Origin of the sequence: Vibrio sp. dhg (assembly GCF_003443775.1) — a bacterium.
GTDB lineage: Bacteria > Pseudomonadota > Gammaproteobacteria > Enterobacterales > Vibrionaceae > Vibrio > Vibrio natriegens.
Genome location: NZ_CP028943.1, coordinates 3,098,563 through 3,118,360, shown reverse-complemented (window position 1 = coordinate 3,118,360; position 19,798 = coordinate 3,098,563). Strand labels below are relative to the sequence as shown.

The following is a 19,798-nucleotide window of genomic DNA, read 5'->3' as shown; positions in this document are numbered from 1 at the left end:
GATTGTGAAAGACTTATTAAACTTTCTAAAAGCACAGCATAAGACCGAAGAGTTTGATGCAATCAAAATCGGTCTATCTTCACCAGACATGATCCGTTCATGGTCTTTCGGTGAAGTTAAAAAACCTGAAACGATCAACTATCGTACGTTCAAACCTGAACGCGATGGTCTGTTCTGTGCGCGTATTTTTGGTCCAGTTAAAGACTACGAATGTCTTTGTGGTAAATACAAGCGCCTGAAGCACCGTGGTGTTATCTGTGAGAAGTGTGGTGTAGAAGTTACACAAACTAAAGTTCGTCGTGACCGTATGGGCCACATCGAGCTTGCTTCACCAGTAGCTCACATCTGGTTCCTAAAATCGCTACCGTCTCGTATCGGTCTACTAATGGATATCCCTCTACGTGATATCGAACGTGTTCTTTACTTCGAAATGTACGTAGTAACTGAACCAGGTATGACTGATCTAGAAAAGAGTCAGATGCTTACTGAAGAAGAGTATCTAGACCGTCTAGAAGAGTGGGGCGACGAGTTCACTGCTAAGATGGGTGCAGAAGCTATCAAGGACCTTCTAGGTTCTATGGATATGCACGCTGAAGCGGAACAAATGCGCGAAGAGTTAGAAACGACTAACTCTGAAACTAAGCGTAAGAAAGTTACTAAGCGTTTGAAGCTGGTAGAAGCGTTTATTCAATCTGGTAATAACCCTGAATGGATGATCCTGACTGTACTTCCTGTACTTCCGCCGGATCTACGTCCTCTAGTACCACTAGATGGCGGTCGCTTTGCGACTTCTGATCTAAACGATCTATACCGTCGTGTGATCAACCGTAACAACCGTTTGAAGCGTCTTCTAGAGCTAGCAGCTCCGGACATCATCGTACGTAACGAAAAACGTATGCTGCAAGAGTCTGTTGATGCGCTACTAGATAACGGTCGTCGTGGTCGTGCGATCACAGGTTCGAACAAGCGTCCTCTGAAATCTCTTGCTGATATGATCAAGGGTAAACAAGGTCGTTTCCGTCAGAACCTTCTAGGTAAACGTGTAGACTACTCTGGCCGTTCTGTAATCACAGTGGGTCCATACCTTCGTCTGCACCAGTGTGGTCTTCCTAAGAAGATGGCACTTGAGCTATTCAAACCATTCATCTACAGCAAGCTAGAGACTCGTGGTCTTGCGACTACAATCAAAGCTGCTAAGAAAATGGTAGAGCGTGAAGAAGCGGTTGTTTGGGATATCCTGGACGAAGTAATCCGTGAACACCCAGTACTATTGAACCGTGCACCTACACTTCACCGTCTAGGTATCCAGGCGTTCGAACCAGTACTAATCGAAGGTAAAGCGATTCAGCTACACCCACTTGTGTGTGCGGCGTACAACGCGGACTTCGATGGTGACCAAATGGCGGTTCACGTACCTCTAACTCTAGAGGCACAGCTTGAAGCTCGTACTCTGATGATGTCGACAAACAACATTCTGTCGCCAGCGTCAGGTGATCCGATCATCGTACCTTCTCAGGACGTTGTATTGGGTCTGTACTACATGACTCGTGAAAAGATCAACGTGAAAGGTGAAGGCATGTACCTTTCTGGCCCAGCAGAGGCTGAGAAAGCATACCGCACTAAACAAGCTGAACTTCACGCACGCGTTAAAGTACGTATTACTGAAACAGTCGTAGACGAAGACGGCAACAGCACAACATCTACTGGTATGGTTGACACCACTATCGGTCGTGCAATGCTTTGGCAAATCGTGCCAGCTGGTCTTCCGTACAGCATCGTTAACCAGAAGCTAGGTAAGAAACAAATCTCTAACCTACTTAACGAGGCGTACCGTAAGCTAGGTCTGAAAGACACAGTAATCTTCGCTGACCAAATCATGTACGCAGGTTTTGCTTACGCAGCACTATCTGGTGTATCTGTTGGTATCGACGATATGGTTGTACCGCCAGCTAAGTACACTGAAATCGCAGAAGCGGAAGAAGAAGTACGTGAAATCCAGGAACAGTACCAATCTGGTCTTGTTACTGCGGGCGAACGCTACAACAAAGTTATCGATATCTGGGCATCGACCAACGACCGCGTTGCGAAAGCAATGATGGAGAACCTGTCATCTGAAACGGTAGTTAACCGTGACGGTGAAGAGGAACAACAAGAGTCGTTCAACAGCATCTACATGATGGCCGACTCAGGTGCTCGTGGTTCTGCAGCACAGATTCGTCAGCTTGCGGGTATGCGTGGTCTGATGGCGCGTCCAGATGGCTCAATCATCGAAACGCCGATCACAGCGAACTTTAAAGAAGGTCTAAACGTACTTCAGTACTTTATCTCAACGCACGGTGCTCGTAAGGGTCTTGCGGATACGGCACTGAAAACAGCGAACTCGGGTTACCTAACTCGTCGTCTAGTAGACGTTGCTCAAGACGTTGTTGTAACTGAACATGACTGTGGCACTCACGAGGGTGTTGACATGATGCCTCATATCGAGGGTGGTGATGTTAAAGTTGCACTTTCTGAGCTAGCTCTAGGTCGTGTAGTTGCTGAAGACGTTCTAAAACCTGGTACTGAAGATGTTCTTATTCCACGTAACACCCTGATCGATGAGAAGTGGTGTCAAATCATGGAAGAGAACTCAGTAGACAGCATGAAAGTACGTTCTGTTGTTACTTGTGATTCTGACTTCGGTTGTTGTGCACAGTGTTACGGTCGTGACCTAGCACGTGGTCACCTAGTGAACCAAGGTGAAGCAGTAGGCGTTATCGCTGCTCAGTCTATCGGTGAGCCGGGTACACAGCTTACGATGCGTACGTTCCACATCGGTGGTGCGGCATCGACAGCAGCAGCAGAAAACAGCGTTCAAGCGAAGAACAATGGTTCTATCAAGCTACACAACGCTAAATCAGTAGTGGCAGATGACGGTAAGATCGTTATCACTTCTCGTGCGACTGAACTAACCATCATTGATGAGTTTGGCCGTACTAAAGAGAAACACAAACTGCCTTACGGTACACTACTAAGCAAAGGCGACGGTGACACAGTTCAAGCTGGTGAAACTGTAGCTAACTGGGAAGCGCACACACTACCAATCATCACTGAAGTAGCGGGTCGCATCCAGTTCGTAGACATGATCGACGGTGTAACAGTTTCTCGCCAAACAGATGACCTAACAGGTCTATCTTCAAGCGAAGTAACTGACGCAGCAGCGCGTCCATCTGCAGGTAAAGATATGCGTCCAGCTATCAAACTTGTTGATGAGCAAGGTAACGATGTAATGATCCCTGGTACTGATATGCCAGCTCACTACTTCCTACCTGGTAAAGCGATTGTAAACATCGAAGATGGCGCAGCAGTAGGCGTAGGTGCAACACTTGCACGTATTCCTCAGAAATCTGGCGGTAACAAAGATATCACCGGTGGTCTTCCACGCGTTGCTGACCTGTTCGAAGCACGTAAGCCTAAAGAGCCTGCGATCCTTGCTGAACACACAGGTACAGTTAGCTTCGGTAAAGAGACCAAAGGTAAGCGTCGTCTAGTGATCACTCGCGACAGCGGTGAAGCATACGAAGAGATGATTCCTAAGCATCGTCAGCTTAACGTCTTCGAAGGTGAGAAGGTTGAGCGTGGTGATGTAATCGCTGATGGTCCAGAGTCTCCACATGACATCCTACGTCTACGTGGCGTACACGCGGTAACTCAGTACATCGCTAACGAAGTACAAGAAGTTTACCGTCTACAAGGCGTTAAGATTAACGATAAGCACATTGAGACTATCGTTCGTCAAATGCTACGTAAGTGTACTATCACATTTGCTGGTGATTCTGAGTTCCTACCTGGTGAGCAAGTAGAATACTCACAAGTTAAGATTGCTAACCGTAATCTAGAAGCTGAAGGCAAAGAGCCTGCGCGTTTCGAACGTGAACTTCTAGGTATTACCAAAGCGTCTCTAGCGACTGAGTCGTTCATCTCTGCGGCATCGTTCCAGGAGACAACTCGCGTACTAACAGAAGCTGCGGTTTCTGGTAAGCGTGATGACCTACGTGGTCTGAAAGAGAACGTAATTGTTGGTCGTCTGATCCCAGCTGGTACTGGTTTCGCATACCACCAAGAGCGTCAAGCTAAACGTACTGAAGCGCAAGAAGGCCCGTCTGCTGAACAAGCAACGGATAACCTGGCAGCACTTCTAAACGCTGGCTTCTCTTCTGAAGAATAAGCCTCTGACGAGTCATCGTTAAGAGCGAAAAAAGGCACCCTCGGGTGCCTTTTTTAATATTTATGTACCGTCCTAAACAAAAAAGGATTGATGCTTTCACATCAACCCTTCATTTCAATAGCTGCTATAGATTAGCCAGAGTTCGTTTAAGCCCCTGGTGGCATTGCTAAACTATCAGAGATCTGTTGAATCAATTGATCTTCTACTTCGAAACGAGTCTCAAGAATCTCTCCTACCAAGGACATATCCGAGTTAAAGTCTGGTAACTCGTCGTCTTCTGTTACTTCAGAGTATTTATCGTTAAAGTTCAGCAGTGGCTCAGTCGTAATGACGATTTTTCCGTACGTCTGATTGATTTCGTCTGTCACGATAAAACCAGTCGATTTCCAGCGATCCATGACCATATCGTAAATTTTGAAATGGCCTTCAGAGATATAGTCGACCAAGTGTTGGCAGAAGTTTTGCAGCTCGGAAGGGGTAGGAAGTTCAATCACGTTAGTTTTCGAACAAGGTTGCAGCGCTGCAAGCTTACAGTATTCAACGATCAGCGATTGTCTCGTTTCTAACCAATGATCAATGACATCACTGGAGCCACCCCACTGGTCTTGTGTTTGTTTGAATTTTTTTAGCATGACCATGCCCTCATGATCGGTTCGCCATTTGGCAAACGTATCCTTTGCATAGCAAAGTTAGTAAAGTTATTACAAACTCTTGTCCTTACTAAAATTTATAGTTTCATATTTACCTAACGATAAACTCTAGTATGAAATTAGATTGCCAGTAAAATGGTTGAACTTCAAGCAAAGGGAGGGTGTCATGTTAAGAAAAGGTGATGTTAACCGCGTAGAAAATGCGCATTGGTGTGTTGTTTCAGGAAGTGAAATTTGGCTGGTGGATGGTGCTGTTCCTTTTGGTTCTGCGGAACAGTTCGCATTGCCGGAGGCGAGTGCAAGAAAAATTGGTGAGTATCAACAACATCCGGTTATGTGGATAAACCTGGCCGATCTTGAGCAAGACTTACCGATGACTTCATTGCGAGATTGCCTGCATTTCCCTGAAGCGCTCTTTTTGCTGCTAAGTAAGTCTATTCAGTATGGACACATGACGCAAAGTCTGCGTTTTTGTCCTCAATGTGGTGGTAGGAACTTCATCAATAATAATCAGCTCGCAATGCAATGTGGCGAGTGCCGAACGCTACACTACCCACGCATCTTCCCATGCATTATCGTCGCTGTACGTAAAGATAAGCAGATTTTATTAGCGCAGCACCCAAGACATCGAAATGGTATGTATACCGTCATAGCGGGCTTTCTGGAGGTCGGAGAGACCTTAGAAGAGTGTGTTGCGCGCGAAATACATGAAGAAACCGGTGTATACGTAAAAAATATTCGTTACTTCGGTAGCCAACCTTGGGCGTTTCCGTCCAGCATGATGATGGCATTTCTGGCCGACTATGAGTCGGGAGAGTTGAATCCAGACTACACAGAACTATCAGACGCACAGTGGTTTAACGTTGATGGCATGCCAGATGTCGCTCCAAAAGGTACGATTGCTCGAGCGTTAATAGAGCAAACTCTGCAAGATATTAAAGCTAATCACCTGGGAAAATAGATAAAAAAAACCCTCCGAGAGGGAGGGGGTAAGTAAGATGTCGTTATGAGATGCCGAGTACTGGGTACTCAGTTTATAATTGTAGTTTTCGCTAGCGAACAAATTTTTAACACTGATACGGATTGGGTGCAAATTAAGCATTGATTTAAAAGTTGATAACATGATCCAGGTTGCAAAGCACACAGCTATTGGCTTCAAATCAGTGATAGAATACTCCCTTTCAAAGAAAGCCTAACAATTGGAATTACGGAATGACTGAATTAAAAAATGATCGTTATCTACGTGCACTACTAAAAGAGCCTGTAGATTACACGCCAGTATGGATGATGCGTCAGGCAGGTCGTTACCTACCAGAATACAAAGCAACACGTGCACAAGCGGGCGATTTCATGTCTTTGTGTAAAAATGCGGAGCTGGCGTCTGAAGTAACGCTTCAACCTCTACGCCGTTTTCCTCTTGATGCAGCAATCTTGTTCTCAGATATCCTGACGATCCCTGATGCAATGGGACTTGGTCTGCGCTTTGCTGCGGGTGAAGGCCCGGTGTTTGATAACCCAATCACTTGCAAAGCGGACGTGGAAAAAATTGGTCTTCCAGATCCAGAAGGTGAGCTGCAATACGTGATGAACGCAGTGCGTCAGATCCGTAAAGACCTAAAGGGTGAAGTGCCACTGATTGGTTTCTCGGGCAGCCCATGGACACTCGCGACTTACATGGTTGAGGGTAGTAGCTCAAAAGCGTTCACTAAGATCAAGAAGATGATGTACGCAGAGCCACAAACACTGCATCTATTGCTTGATAAGCTTGCTGACAGCGTCATTGAATACCTGAATGCACAAATCAAAGCGGGTGCGCAATCGGTGATGGTATTTGATACATGGGGCGGTGTACTGACTCCTCGTGACTACAACTTGTTCTCACTGCAATACATGCACAAGATCGTTGATGGCCTGATTCGTGAAAACGACGGTCGTCGCGTACCAGTAACGCTATTCACTAAGAATGGTGGCATGTGGCTAGAGCAAATCGCAGCAACAGGCTGTGATGCAGTTGGCCTGGACTGGACGATTAACATCGCAGACGCGAAAGCACGCATCGGTGACAAAGTCGCATTGCAAGGCAATATGGACCCATCAATGCTTTACGCATCACCTGAGCGTATCCGTGAAGAAGTTGCTGACATCCTGGAAGGTTTTGGCGATGCGGGCACAGGCCATGTGTTTAACCTTGGTCACGGCATTCACCTAGATGTTCCGCCAGAAAACGCAGGCGTATTTGTGGACGCGGTACACGAGTTATCTAAGCCGTACCACAAATAATCTCTATTTTTTGAAATCTATACCGGCATCTATTGCCGGTATTTTTTTTGCCTGAAATTTACCGATGTACAGCTCTTATAGTATTTGGCCTACTATGATCTAATTACTCCACAATCTGAGCGTAATGTTTTATTTTTAGTTAAAACAATTATTTATGTTATTAGTCAGCTTGTGTCCTTTTACTCTGTACAGGTGAAACAGTATTTAGATCATAGGTAACCTAAAGCATCGAATGAATGCGACTTTGTAGGTAAGGGACGACGTTTGCCTCAAACCATGGGTTCTTTTTAAGCCATAACGTATTGCGTGGTGAAGGGTGAGGTAGAGGGATAAAGTCCGGTTCCCAGTCTTGCCAATGTTGAACCGTTTCGGTCAGTGTTTTGGGCTTATTAGTCAGGTAGTAGTTCTGTGAATATTGGCCGATGAGTAATGTCAGTTCGATATTTGGCAGTTGTTGCAGCAGCTTTTGGTGCCAGACTGGCGCGCATTCCTTACGTGGAGGCAGGTCTCCGGATCGTCCCTTACCCGGATAACAAAACCCCATTGGAATAATGGCAACTTTGGTCGGGTCGTAGAAGGTGTCCTTATCGATATCTAGCCATTGACGTAGCCGGTCACCGCTTGGGTCATTCCACGGAATGGACGTGTTGTGGACCCGAGTACCAGGAGCCTGACCAATAATCAGTAATCGGGCTTCTTTTGCCGCTTGTACGACAGGGTTTGCGCCTAGCGGTAAATCGCTGGCGCAAAGCTGACAGGCTCTAACTTGCTTCAGTAGTGCGTCTAGTGACATGAACGAATTAATATCCTTTATCGAAATCGACTTGGTAGTTGAGTGTGAATCCATCTCGCCAGTTTAGGTAATTCTCGGCAAATATCTCCACTACTTGTTCCGGGAAGCTGAGAGCGGCAATGTGCGGTGTGAGCGTAATTTGCGGCAATCTCCAGAAAGGATGCTCCTTGGGAAGTGGTTCTTGCTCAAAAACATCCAGAATCGCGTGTTCTATCCAGCGGTTTTTAATTGCCACTAAGAGTCCCTTGTCCTCGAGCACATCCCCGCGTCCGACATTAATCAGTATGGCTTGGTTTAGATGACAGAGCGTTTCGCTATTAAGCAGGTAAAGGGTCTCTGGTGTACTTGGCAAGGTGTTGACGACGATGTCTGCTTGCTTAAGGGCGCTCGTAAGTTCATTGATATGAAAAGTCTGGTTAAATTCCCCACCTGAGGTTGGAATACCGGTGCGATTCACACCGATGGCCTCTATTCCCATGGCTCTAACCGTTTTGGCTAAGTAACTGCCTATGCTGCCAGTGCCGAGAATGACCATCTTTTTACTTTTCAGAGAAGTATAGAGGTGTGGCTGCCACTGTCGATTCTGTTGCTGCTGGTGGTAAAGGCTAAAGTGACGATAGTGGCTAATACAGTAGCCAATCACATATTCGGCAATGAGCGGGCCAAAGATGCCTCGTACATTTGTGAGAGTATAATCCTGACGTAACTCAGGCGACATCAAGGTGTTTACGCCTGCAAACGTGGATTGTACCCAGTCAAGTTGTGAAAACTCGTCTAACCTTTGTGATAGCAGAGGTGGATCCGCCAGAACTATTTGAGCGTCATTCGGGTTATCCGTAAGGCTAAGATCAGGCAGGTTTTTCTCTGCCAACAATGTTTGGTAGGTGCTTTGATGCTCTGAGAGCAGGAAAATCTTATTTGGTTGCGGCATTAACTTTTTTCCCTGTGATGAATCAAGTACACTTTCGCTGTTTTTTTCTTCAATGATTGAGTGACTATGCTTAAGAATCCTCTTCAGGTTCGTTTGGAAAAACTAGAACCTTGGCAACAAATTACCTTTATGGCGTGTCTGTGCGAGCGCATGTATCCAAACTACGCAATGTTTTGTGAGAATACAGAATTTGCGGAACCGCGCGCTTACCGAGCGATTCTTGATAGTGTATGGGAAATTCTGACAGTTAAGAGCGCGAAAGTGAACTTTGAGCGTCAGTTAGAAAAACTAGAAGAGTTATTCCCAAGTGCCGATGAGTTTGATTTTTACGGTGTATACCCAGCAATGGACGCGTGTCAGGCGTTGTCTACACTGCTGCATGGTCTGTTGGATCGCGACTACCTTTTTGACTCAATGATTAAAGTGAGCCAACAGTCGGTACAAACTGTTGCGGATCTTGAGCAAGCTCAAGGGAGCGAGCCAATCACGAATGACAATCAAAAAGAAAACCAAGCTGTGTGTGAAGAATGGGACGTTCAGTGGGCGATTTTCCGTCCATTACGTGAGGCAGCAGAGCGCGATATTGGTTTGATTAAAGATCTGCGTGAAGAGCTACGAGAAGAGGGCGTTAGCAATATTGGTATAGCGTTATAACTCCTCTACGAAGAATATGAAAAAGGCATCCTACTGGATGCCTTTTTGCTGTGTATGCCGATAAATATTGAAACTACTTGGAGTCTGGCTTCGTTGCCTCAGTTGGTTCAGGCTTTGTTTCCTGAGTCTCCAGTGGTGTCTCTTCTTCGTCATCATCTCGGCTTTCAATTACGCCGTACTTCTCTTTCCAGTTTTCCCAGCGCTGGTACGCCAGTTCTTGCATGTCTGTACTTTTGTCTGCTTCATCGATGATCTCTTCGCCTACAAGGTGCTCAAAGATATCTTCCAGCGTTACCAAGCCTTGTACAGTGCCGTACTCGTCAACCACAAGTGCCAATTGCAGGCGGTGAGTCATCATTTGGTCGAAGACTCTCGGTAGCGCTGTATTGTTCAGAACCACCTGAATAGGACGCATCACTTCACCAAGCTTCTTCTGACCGCTGCCAGACTGTTGCAGTTTAAACAGCTCCAAGCGGTGCACAAAGCCGATGATGTTGTCTTTCTGTTCGCTATAAATCAAAGGTCGAGAGAATGGCGTATCTTTGTGTTTCTCTAAAAACTGGTCAATCGTCTTAGTCGCGTTGACACGGAATACCACCGGGCGAGGCGTCATCACCTGAGTAACGGGCACATCTTGAATGCCAAGCAGGTTACTCAGAATTTTTGATTCGCCTTCTGCAAACTCGCCGCTTTCACGAGCAAGAATCGCCATCGCGGATAACTCATCACGCATCTTAGGCGCTACGTGGTTGCGAGCCAGGCGCTTGGTGATTTGCTCAGAGAACCAAACAAATGGTGTTAAGGCCCATACCATCCAGCGTAAAGCGACCGCAGCGGTTGGAGCGAGCTGGCGCCAGTAAGTTGCACCAATTGTCTTAGGTACGATTTCAGATAGAACCAAAATCGCCAAAGTCAGTACCGCAGAGAAGATGCCCAGCGCTTCACTACCGAATACCACGGCAGCTTGTGCACCAGCTGTTGCTGCACCGATCGTGTGTGCGATGGTGTTAAGAGTCAGAATCGAGGCTAACGGGCGGTCGATGTCTGATTTAAGTTTAGAAAGCTGCTCAGCAGCAGGGTGCCCTTGTTGGTTGAGCTGTGCGATGTAACTTGGACTGATACTCAGTAATACTGCCTCCAGCACCGAACAGATAAACGAAATGCCGATAGCAATAGAGATATAAATGGATAACAGCAGCATAGTTGCCCTTGAAAGTCGTTAGATAGTAGTTGTTTGCGGCTATTATAGCCGAGTATGTGCGATATAAATTGCGCCAAATCCCTTGGAAAGCAAGGGAATTCGGATGCTATGTGGTAACAAATTGTGAGTTATTACTCATATTATGGCTAAAAGTACGTCATAAAATCGAAAGTTCGCCTACAAACCTTTGCCAGATGGGGCATTTATGTTTTAGAGTGAGACGAATTCGATAACCTATAAGAAGGGAAACCTAATGAACAAGACCCAATTAATCGACTTTATCGCAGAAAAAGCAGACCTATCAAAAGCACAAGCAAAGGCTGCTCTAGAAGCGACTCTTGAAGGTGTAACTGGCGCACTTAAAGAGGGTGACCAAGTTCAACTAATTGGTTTTGGTACATTCAAAGTAAACCACCGTGCTGCACGTACTGGCCGTAACCCTAAGACTGGCGATGAGATTCAAATCGCAGCGGCTAACGTTCCTGCATTCGTAGCAGGTAAAGCACTGAAAGAATCAGTAAACTAAGTTAGAATGCACCGAGGTATCCTGCCTCGGTGCAATTTTATGAAAAAACAGCTATACACTTCTCTTCTCCTTGCTAGCCTTTCTCTCGTTGGCTGTTCATCTGTTGAAACCCCCAATCTCGAACAATTTACTCATTTCACTGGCGGTAAAGCCGAAGGTGATGCAAGCAGTTTGTATTGGATGACGGAACGACTTACCCGTGTCAGTACAGCAGCAGACTACGTAACCGCGGGTGACTACGGTTGGTACCAAAGTGATTATCGCTGGGATGCCGGAGAATTACGGGAGTTGACTCGAAAGGGTGACCAGATTGATGCCAAGCTGGGTATGGTACCTTTTCAAATCCACATCCGATTCAATAAAGATGGTGAAGCGGTTTATCAGCAATATCGAGTTAATAACAAAGTCCTGCCTTTGCAGCGTGACCAGCTAGCACGTTTTAAGTCTGAAGCTAACGATGTTGTTGCCTCTGTCAAAGAGCGCTCTCGCAACGGCCAGAGCCTGATCCAAGGTTACTGGGATGGGGAATCCTTAGAAGTTTGTGATGGCAAAGAGTTCACGACATTAGAGTTTAATCAAACGTTGCCGAAATTTGTCATTGACCGATTGGCTTCCGTTGATAGTTACATTGCCTTCATTGGTAAAGAGTCACGCAATAAAGTGACCGTTGATGAATTGCTTTTACTTAAAGATGACGAGTTTGATTGCGTTCAGCGACCTAAACTCATCGCTGAATAACCGTTCTTGCTTTTAATAATAAAAAAAGGCGCATTAAGCGCCTTATTATTTATAGCCAACTGATGTTGTTTTTATTTTGATTGCTCGCGTGCGATAGCGCGGTAGCCAATATCATTGCGATGGAACATACCATCCCAGCTGATCTGTTTCGCTAGCTCATACGCGCGTTGCTGAGCTTCTGAAACGCTATGGCCAAGTGCTGTAGCACACAGTACGCGACCACCGTTTGTTACGACATCGCCGTCTTTGCTCTCTGTACCAGCATGGAAGACTTTCTCGCCTTCAACTTCGGTCTGAGGCAAACCTGAAATCACATCGCCTTTGTTGTATGCCGCTGGGTAACCGCCTGCAGCAAGAACAATACCGATAGACGCGCGTGGATCCCATTTAGATTCCACTTGGTCAAGTTTCTTGTCCACAGCTGCCAGACAAAGTTCAACTAAATCTGACTGCATACGCATCATGATTGGTTGAGTCTCTGGATCGCCGAATCGACAGTTATATTCGATCACTTTTGGCGTGCCGTCTTGATCGATCATTAGGCCAGCGTATAGGAAACCTGTGTATGGGTTACCTTCTGCTGCCATACCGCGAACGGTTGGGTAAATGACTTCTTCCATAATGCGATTATGGATTTCTGGTGTAACCACTGGTGCTGGAGAGTAAGCACCCATACCACCTGTGTTAGGACCTGTATCTTTGTCACCTACGCGTTTGTGGTCTTGGCTGGTGGCCATTGGCAGGACATTCTCACCATCAACCATCACGATGAAGCTTGCTTCTTCGCCATCCAGGAACTCTTCAATAACCACACGGCTACCAGCATCACCGAAAGCGTTACCAGCAAGCATGTCCTTGATTGCGTCTTCCGCTTCCTCTAACGTCATTGCAACGATAACGCCTTTACCTGCAGCAAGGCCGTCAGCTTTCACAACGATTGGTGCACCTTGCTCACGAACGTAAGCCAATGCAGGTTCAATCTCGGTGAAATTAGCGTAAGAACCCGTTGGGATCTTATGGCGTGCAAGAAAGTCTTTGGTGAACGCTTTTGAACCTTCAAGCTGAGCAGCAGCCTGAGTCGGGCCGAAAATTGGCAGGCCAGCTTCATTAAACGCATCGACGACACCAATCACAAGCGGAGCTTCAGGGCCAACGATAGTTAGCTCAATCGCATGTTCTTGTGCAAATGCAACCAGCGCTGCCGTGTCTTCTACGCCGATGTTGACGTTTTTCAATTTAGGCTCAAGAGCAGTACCAGCGTTACCAGGAGCAACGAATACCGTTTCAACATTTGGGTTTTGAGCGGCTTTCCAACCTAGTGCGTGTTCACGACCGCCTGCGCCGATAATCAATACATTCATTGTATTTTACCTTTGATAGCTTCGTCATATTGCCGATTTCAGCGTCAAACATGCTCACTTATAGGCATAAGCTCAGCGTGTTTTCCTTGAACTAGGCAATCTGACTTTGCTCTAAAATTAAAATTTTTTAATTAATGTTGATAAGCAAAAGCGACAACACTAATGAAGAATTAAACGGATCAAAATGGCCCTGGGTAATCCCTAGAGCCATGTTCTGATTAGTGACGGAAGTGACGCATACCTGTGAAGATCATCGCCATACCGTGCTCATCTGCTGCTGCAATAACTTCGTCATCGCGCATAGAGCCACCTGGCTGAATCACACACTTGATGCCCGCTTCTGCTGCCGCATCAATACCATCACGGAATGGGAAGAATGCGTCTGATGCCATTACGCTACCAGCAACTTCCAGACCTTCATCAGCAGCTTTAATACCAGCGATTTTTGCAGAGTAAACACGGCTCATTTGGCCAGCGCCCACGCCGATAGTCATGTCACCTTTTGCGTAAACGATCGCGTTTGATTTCACGAATTTCGCTACTTTCCAGCAGAATAGCGCGTCTTTTAGCTCTTCTTCTGTTGGCTGACGCTTAGACACGACTTTAAGGTCGTCCAGGCTTACCATGCCTTGGTCACGGTCTTGAACCAGCAGGCCGCCGTTAACGCGTTTAACATCAAAGCCAGTTGTCTTGGTTGTCCACTCACCGCACTCAAGCAGGCGAACGTTTTTCTTCGCTGCAACCACTTCAATAGCTTCCGCTGATACTGAAGGTGCGATAATGACTTCAACAAATTGACGTTCAACAATTGCTGTAGCAGTTTCTGCGTCTAGCTCTTTGTTGAATGCGATGATGCCGCCGAATGCTGATGTTGGATCAGTTTGGTAAGCGCGGTTGTACGCTTCCAGGATGTCTTTACCTAGTGCTACACCACATGGGTTTGCGTGTTTCACGATCACACATGCTGGCTCGTCGAACTCTTTCACACACTCAAGTGCTGCATCAGTGTCAGCGATGTTGTTGTAAGAAAGTGCTTTACCTTGGATTTGACGAGCAGTAGAGACAGATGCTTCTTCCGGGTTCGCTTCAACATAGAATGCTGCTGCTTGGTGGCTGTTCTCACCGTAGCGCATATCTTGTTTCTTCTCGAACTGCTGGTTGAAAGTGCGAGGGAATTTCGACTCTTCATCACCTTCTTTGTTCTCACCGTAAGATGGAACCATAGTGCCGAAGTAGTTTGCGATCATGCCGTCGTAAGATGCAGTATGCTCAAATGCAGCGATAGCAAGGTCGAAGCGAGTTTCCAGAGTCAGAGACTTGTCGTTTGCATCCATTTCAGCGATTACGCGATCGTAGTCTGAAGCGTTTACAACGATAGTCACGTCTTTGTGGTTTTTCGCAGCAGAGCGAACCATTGTTGGACCACCGATATCGATGTTCTCAACAGCGTCTTCTAGAGTACAGCCGTCTTTAGCAACAGTTTCTGCGAATGGGTATAGGTTAACGACAACCATGTCGATTGGATTGATGCCGTGTTTTTCCATCACTTCATCGTCCTGACCGCGACGGCCTAATACGCCACCGTGAACTTTCGGGTGAAGCGTTTTTACGCGACCGTCCATCATTTCTGGGAAACCAGTGTAGTCAGAGACTTCTGTTACTGCGATACCTTGCTCAGCAAGTAGGCGAGCTGTACCACCAGTAGATAGGATATCGACACCACGCTCAGCAAGAGCTTGTGCAAACTCAACAATACCTGTTTTGTCTGATACGCTGATTAGCGCGCGGCGAATAGGACGAGCGTTGTTCATGCTTCCATTTTCCTCAAATTCACGGAGTTAAAGATGTTTGCCAAAAATGAACTTGTTTTTACCTCTTGGGGTAAAATATTGGCCAGTTTTGGTAAAGACCTTTTCAGGCGTTTTCCTGTCAGAAAACAGTCTCCACTATTTGATGGCGCGTATTCTAACCAATTTATTACAAAAAAGCTCGCGCAATCGTTTGGCATCTCAAAAATAATTGCAAAAAAGTCGATCTTTAGCTTTAAAAGTAACGAGATAGTTAATAAGGACAGTTATGTTTCAGATAGGTGAACTGGCGAAACGCTGTGGTGTGACCGCCGATACATTACGATTCTACGAAAAAAATGGGCTAATTAAGCCAGCGGGACGAAGTGAGTCAGGCTATCGACTCTATAATGAAGAGAATCAAAAACAGGTTCGATTTATCCTCAAAGCCAAAGAGCTTGGTTTAAGTTTGGGTGAGATTAGAGATCTTCTGGAAATAAAACTAGAAGCGACAGAGCATAGCTGCGCCGAGGTTAAAGCGATTACTACTGCTAAGTTAGAGCTGGTGGATGAAAAAATTAATGAACTGACTAAAATTCGCCGAGCGCTCAAAAAGATTAATGATGCCTGCTGCGGCCATGTGGATGACGATGCGAGTCACTGCTCCATCTTAGCTGCGCTCGAGTAGCTGGCTTTTTATTCTGCCCAGATTGCATCTGAATTAGATGGTTTACTAGGAACCAGCCGCTCTCCACCCTATAATCCCTCCTCTTTATTTACGGTAAGAGATGGTGTCCTGTCATTTCTGCTGCTTTACCTGGTAGATGTGAGAGTGTAATTACATGGTTGGAGTCTATTTTCAAATCAACGATTGGGTTATGGACGTTGGTGAAAATAAGCTTTACCGAAAAGGTAGGGAAACCTCCGTCGAGCCACGATTAAGTAACCTTCTATATTTCTTTGCTAAGAACGCGAACCAAGTATTCACACGCAAAGAGTTAATACAGTCGGTTTGGGATAGGGCGGCTGTCACCGACCAAGTGGTGACTCAGTCTATCTCTGAGCTGCGTAAGTTATTGCGTGATAGTCGTGAAGAGAACCCCAGCTATGTCATCACAGTACCCAAGCGAGGGTACAAACTCGTCGCTGAAGTCACACGCTTAACGGCAAAAGAGTTTATGCGCGTTAGTCGTGAGGACCTGTCTACTCTTATTGGAGAAGCTGATGGCTGTTACTCAAACGACGCTCAAGCACAACTTGCCACTGACTCAGATGCGGTTGGTGGGGAGTTTAAACAAAAACATCAAGGACGCTATTGGCGTAAGGGATTATTTAGCCTTCCTTTGATCGGTATTGTGGTTGCGATGATAGTCACGTTTACCTTCAAGCAACCAGAAGTCAGTGATAACCCAAACAACGACATACATCTGATTGAATTCACGCTCCACAACAACGCCAGTCATACAGGTATTAGCGATGACTTAGCTGACGGTATAACGAAAAAGTTAATGTCGGATGTGGCTCAGGTTAGTGACTATCGCGTGATGCAGAAGAGTTCTTCATTAAATAGCCATGCGGAACCGGGCAAATCTGTGGTGGTGAAGATAAGGCAAAGCGATGTAGCCCGCTTATTAGAAATCGAGTATCGGACCAGTTTCTCTGATAAAGCGTTATTTCGTCGTTTATATACTTTGGCGGATCGTGATTTAAAGACGGTTTTACAGCAAGCGTCGCTGGGGATGATGACAATACTGAGTGTGCCCGACGCCAAACTGAAATCAACGATGCTGGTGGCTGGGCTTCCCATGACGCCCAAGGCACTAAAACTGTTTATTCAAGCGCATCATTATTTAAACATTTCGGCTGCTAATCAGTATCAGCATGGTATTGAGCTCATGGAAAACGTTTTAGACATTGAACCACACAATGCTTATGTCCAAGCTGAGTTGCTGATTGCCTACTATGTACAAAAAGCACTGTACCCTGAACAAGCTCAGAAAAAGAGACAGACCCAAGCTCTCCATGATGCATTGGAAGTAGGTGCAAAAATGGCTATTGGTCAAATTCAGCCTCGTATTTATGAAGCGCTCGCTTTACATGAAACAGTTGCTGGTGATTTAGCGAAGGCAAAGCAATATCTAGCACAAGCTCTTCAGTTACGTGACTCCGTGCTTTCCAATGTTATTCGCGCTAAACATTCGGAGTTGGAGCAAGATATAGAGTCAGCGAGCAAGTTCTATCGCCAAGCCCTCTATATAGATAGTTCATTAAAGACGTACGTATTGTGTAAGTCGCTAGTGTTTAAAAGTGACGTGAAGGTGGATGACACCAAGCATCAAGCCAATTTCCTCACAGTGAGTGATATTTAATAAACGAATGCTGATAACTATATAAGCCCTTCACTATTAGTGAAGGGCTTTTTTGTATCCCTAATGTCTACAGAAGGCATGCCGTGTAGTCATCGTGATTAACACTAAATGGCAAAAGTTTACGGTGATATCGAAAAAATCGGTGATAGAGGCATAAGTGAAAAGGAAAAAGTCGGCGCTTTTTCTAACAAGGGATGACCTCGATCAGCAGAAGAGATCCGATTTATCCAAGAAAAATAGGCTGAATCGTTCTTTATTTACGCAAAGTGTTTGTTGTTTGTTCGGTTGAAAGTTTTTTTGCAAAAAACGCTTGTGCTAATTTCTTAACTCCCTATACTGCGCATCCACCGACACGGAGTGAGACGAAAGTCACACAGCGAGTCGGAAATGAGAGAAAAAAGAAATTTGAAAAAATGCTTGACTCTCTCACGGTGCGGAGTAAGATACGCACCCCTAACGACGAGCAACTGAGTTGCTGGGTAAGTTAGAAAAGCTCTTTAAAAATAAGAACCTATCAATCTGTGTGGGCACTCGTTGATGATAATCCAGTTAGAAACTTCGGTTTCAAATTAGGTTTCAATGATACGAAGTGACCATTGAATCTTCGGATTCAGCACAGTCAATTCAAACATTACGTTATGTAATGTTCAGTATTCATTGAGCCGAACAAAATCTTAAATTGAAGAGTTTGATCATGGCTCAGATTGAACGCTGGCGGCAGGCCTAACACATGCAAGTCGAGCGGAAACGAGTTAACCGAACCTTCGGGGGACGTTAACGGCGTCGAGCGGCGGACGGGTGAGTAATGCCTAGGAAATTGCCCTGATGTGGGGGATAACCATTGGAAACGATGGCTAATACCGCATGATGCCTACGGGCCAAAGAGGGGGACCTTCGGGCCTCTCGCGTCAGGATATGCCTAGGTGGGATTAGCTAGTTGGTGAGGTAAGGGCTCACCAAGGCGACGATCCCTAGCTGGTCTGAGAGGATGATCAGCCACACTGGAACTGAGACACGGTCCAGACTCCTACGGGAGGCAGCAGTGGGGAATATTGCACAATGGGCGCAAGCCTGATGCAGCCATGCCGCGTGTGTGAAGAAGGCCTTCGGGTTGTAAAGCACTTTCAGTCGTGAGGAAGGTGGTAGTGTTAATAGCACTATCATTTGACGTTAGCGACAGAAGAAGCACCGGCTAACTCCGTGCCAGCAGCCGCGGTAATACGGAGGGTGCGAGCGTTAATCGGAATTACTGGGCGTAAAGCGCATGCAGGTGGTTTGTTAAGTCAGATGTGAAAGCCCGGGGCTCAACCTCGGAATAGCATTTGAAACTGGCAGACTAGAGTACTGTAGAGGGGGGTAGAATTTCAGGTGTAGCGGTGAAATGCGTAGAGATCTGAAGGAATACCGGTGGCGAAGGCGGCCCCCTGGACAGATACTGACACTCAGATGCGAAAGCGTGGGGAGCAAACAGGATTAGATACCCTGGTAGTCCACGCCGTAAACGATGTCTACTTGGAGGTTGTGGCCTTGAGCCGTGGCTTTCGGAGCTAACGCGTTAAGTAGACCGCCTGGGGAGTACGGTCGCAAGATTAAAACTCAAATGAATTGACGGGGGCCCGCACAAGCGGTGGAGCATGTGGTTTAATTCGATGCAACGCGAAGAACCTTACCTACTCTTGACATCCAGAGAACTTTCCAGAGATGGATTGGTGCCTTCGGGAACTCTGAGACAGGTGCTGCATGGCTGTCGTCAGCTCGTGTTGTGAAATGTTGGGTTAAGTCCCGCAACGAGCGCAACCCTTATCCTTGTTTGCCAGCGAGTAATGTCGGGAACTCCAGGGAGACTGCCGGTGATAAACCGGAGGAAGGTGGGGACGACGTCAAGTCATCATGGCCCTTACGAGTAGGGCTACACACGTGCTACAATGGCGCATACAGAGGGCGGCCAACTTGCGAAAGTGAGCGAATCCCAAAAAGTGCGTCGTAGTCCGGATTGGAGTCTGCAACTCGACTCCATGAAGTCGGAATCGCTAGTAATCGTGGATCAGAATGCCACGGTGAATACGTTCCCGGGCCTTGTACACACCGCCCGTCACACCATGGGAGTGGGCTGCAAAAGAAGTAGGTAGTTTAACCTTCGGGGGGACGCTTACCACTTTGTGGTTCATGACTGGGGTGAAGTCGTAACAAGGTAGCGCTAGGGGAACCTGGCGCTGGATCACCTCCTTATACGATGGTTACTCACGATGAGTGTCCACACAGATTGATAGTTCACAAGCGAAAGCTTGTAGCTAACATAGC

The 19,798-nt window shown here is 46.4% G+C and carries 14 protein-coding genes and 1 rRNA gene; 9 read left to right on the top strand and 6 right to left on the bottom strand.

Translation table 11 applies throughout. The features are described from left to right. Positions 1-4 precede the first annotated feature (4 nt). Positions 5-4,207 carry a DNA-directed RNA polymerase subunit beta' gene (gene rpoC, locus DBX26_RS14540; RefSeq protein ID WP_014233282.1) on the top strand — a complete coding sequence of 1,401 codons (4,203 nt, stop codon included), beginning with the start codon at positions 5-7 and terminating at the stop codon, positions 4,205-4,207. A 146-nt stretch (positions 4,208-4,353) separates the two neighbouring features. Here rpoC and DBX26_RS14535 read toward each other — a convergent pair whose 3' ends face one another. Then, positions 4,354-4,845: an Rsd/AlgQ family anti-sigma factor gene (locus tag DBX26_RS14535; RefSeq protein ID WP_014233281.1), complete on the bottom strand. Its 492-nt coding sequence runs from the start codon at positions 4,843-4,845 to the stop codon at positions 4,354-4,356. 178 nt (positions 4,846-5,023) lie between these two features. On the opposite strand from DBX26_RS14535, the gene nudC reads away from it, so the two are divergent. Together nudC and hemE are read left to right on the top strand one after the other, a co-directional pair. Beyond that, positions 5,024-5,818 (top strand): NAD(+) diphosphatase, encoded by a 795-nt coding sequence (nudC, locus tag DBX26_RS14530; protein ID WP_118119584.1) that lies wholly within the window; start codon positions 5,024-5,026, stop codon positions 5,816-5,818. A gap of 251 nt (positions 5,819-6,069) precedes the next feature. Continuing rightward, entirely contained in the window at positions 6,070-7,137 is a 1,068-nt protein-coding gene (gene hemE / locus DBX26_RS14525) for a uroporphyrinogen decarboxylase (RefSeq protein ID WP_020334704.1), read from the top strand. 220 nt (positions 7,138-7,357) lie between these two features. On the opposite strand, the gene DBX26_RS14520 is transcribed toward hemE, so the two are convergent. Further along, positions 7,358-7,930 (bottom strand): uracil-DNA glycosylase family protein, encoded by a 573-nt coding sequence (locus tag DBX26_RS14520; RefSeq protein WP_118119582.1) that lies wholly within the window; start codon positions 7,928-7,930, stop codon positions 7,358-7,360. A 7-nt stretch (positions 7,931-7,937) separates the two neighbouring features. Next, positions 7,938-8,861 (bottom strand): D-2-hydroxyacid dehydrogenase, encoded by a 924-nt coding sequence (locus DBX26_RS14515; protein ID WP_118119580.1) that lies wholly within the window; start codon positions 8,859-8,861, stop codon positions 7,938-7,940. A 66-nt stretch (positions 8,862-8,927) separates the two neighbouring features. On the opposite strand from DBX26_RS14515, the gene DBX26_RS14510 reads away from it, so the two are divergent. Beyond that, complete coding sequence (locus DBX26_RS14510; RefSeq protein ID WP_014233276.1) at positions 8,928-9,515, top strand: YjaG family protein; 588 nt, start codon at positions 8,928-8,930, stop codon at positions 9,513-9,515. A gap of 73 nt (positions 9,516-9,588) precedes the next feature. Here DBX26_RS14510 and DBX26_RS14505 read toward each other — a convergent pair whose 3' ends face one another. Further along, entirely contained in the window at positions 9,589-10,716 is a 1,128-nt protein-coding gene (locus tag DBX26_RS14505) for a CNNM domain-containing protein (protein WP_118119578.1), read from the bottom strand. A 253-nt stretch (positions 10,717-10,969) separates the two neighbouring features. On the opposite strand from DBX26_RS14505, the gene hupA reads away from it, so the two are divergent. Continuing rightward, positions 10,970-11,242 (top strand): nucleoid-associated protein HU-alpha, encoded by a 273-nt coding sequence (hupA, locus tag DBX26_RS14500; RefSeq protein WP_005433627.1) that lies wholly within the window; start codon positions 10,970-10,972, stop codon positions 11,240-11,242. 39 nt (positions 11,243-11,281) lie between these two features. Then, entirely contained in the window at positions 11,282-11,980 is a 699-nt protein-coding gene (locus DBX26_RS14495) for a DUF1481 domain-containing protein (protein WP_162889708.1), read from the top strand. A 71-nt stretch (positions 11,981-12,051) separates the two neighbouring features. Here the strand turns inward: DBX26_RS14495 and purD are convergent, their stop codons facing one another. Both purD and purH read right to left on the bottom strand, forming a co-directional pair. Then, positions 12,052-13,341, bottom strand: coding sequence for a phosphoribosylamine--glycine ligase (purD, locus tag DBX26_RS14490; RefSeq protein WP_014233273.1), 1,290 nt, complete (start codon positions 13,339-13,341; stop codon positions 12,052-12,054). Between the two features lie 218 nt (positions 13,342-13,559). After that, positions 13,560-15,152, bottom strand: a complete 1,593-nt coding sequence (gene purH / locus DBX26_RS14485; protein ID WP_014233272.1) for a bifunctional phosphoribosylaminoimidazolecarboxamide formyltransferase/IMP cyclohydrolase — start codon at positions 15,150-15,152, stop codon at positions 13,560-13,562. A gap of 265 nt (positions 15,153-15,417) precedes the next feature. On the opposite strand from purH, the gene zntR reads away from it, so the two are divergent. From zntR to DBX26_RS14465, 3 genes are all read left to right on the top strand, one after another. After that, on the top strand, positions 15,418-15,816 hold the full coding sequence (zntR, locus tag DBX26_RS14475) for a Zn(2+)-responsive transcriptional regulator (protein WP_014233270.1): 399 nt from the start codon (positions 15,418-15,420) through the stop codon (positions 15,814-15,816). Positions 15,817-15,970: 154 nt separating this feature from the next. Beyond that, positions 15,971-17,497 (top strand): lysine decarboxylation/transport transcriptional activator CadC, encoded by a 1,527-nt coding sequence (gene cadC, locus DBX26_RS14470; RefSeq protein ID WP_118119574.1) that lies wholly within the window; start codon positions 15,971-15,973, stop codon positions 17,495-17,497. A 676-nt stretch (positions 17,498-18,173) separates the two neighbouring features. Next, positions 18,174-19,726, top strand: a 16S ribosomal RNA gene (locus DBX26_RS14465). Positions 19,727-19,798 lie beyond the last annotated feature (72 nt).

Bases quoted from the DNA above. Each gene is read 5' to 3' on its own strand.
- cadC (WP_118119574.1), top strand. From the start codon at position 15,971: ATGGTTGGAGTCTATTTTCAAATCAACGATTGGGTTATGGACGTTGGT.
- hemE (WP_020334704.1), top strand. From the start codon at position 6,070: ATGACTGAATTAAAAAATGATCGTTATCTACGTGCACTACTAAAAGAG.
- purD (WP_014233273.1), bottom strand. From the start codon at position 13,341: ATGAATGTATTGATTATCGGCGCAGGCGGTCGTGAACACGCACTAGGT.
- DBX26_RS14515 (WP_118119580.1), bottom strand. From the start codon at position 8,861: ATGCCGCAACCAAATAAGATTTTCCTGCTCTCAGAGCATCAAAGCACC.
- DBX26_RS14520 (WP_118119582.1), bottom strand. From the start codon at position 7,930: ATGTCACTAGACGCACTACTGAAGCAAGTTAGAGCCTGTCAGCTTTGC.
- DBX26_RS14535 (WP_014233281.1), bottom strand. From the start codon at position 4,845: ATGGTCATGCTAAAAAAATTCAAACAAACACAAGACCAGTGGGGTGGC.
- hupA (WP_005433627.1), top strand. From the start codon at position 10,970: ATGAACAAGACCCAATTAATCGACTTTATCGCAGAAAAAGCAGACCTA.
- DBX26_RS14510 (WP_014233276.1), top strand. From the start codon at position 8,928: ATGCTTAAGAATCCTCTTCAGGTTCGTTTGGAAAAACTAGAACCTTGG.
- DBX26_RS14505 (WP_118119578.1), bottom strand. From the start codon at position 10,716: ATGCTGCTGTTATCCATTTATATCTCTATTGCTATCGGCATTTCGTTT.
- zntR (WP_014233270.1), top strand. From the start codon at position 15,418: ATGTTTCAGATAGGTGAACTGGCGAAACGCTGTGGTGTGACCGCCGAT.
- purH (WP_014233272.1), bottom strand. From the start codon at position 15,152: ATGAACAACGCTCGTCCTATTCGCCGCGCGCTAATCAGCGTATCAGAC.
- nudC (WP_118119584.1), top strand. From the start codon at position 5,024: ATGTTAAGAAAAGGTGATGTTAACCGCGTAGAAAATGCGCATTGGTGT.
- DBX26_RS14495 (WP_162889708.1), top strand. From the start codon at position 11,282: ATGAAAAAACAGCTATACACTTCTCTTCTCCTTGCTAGCCTTTCTCTC.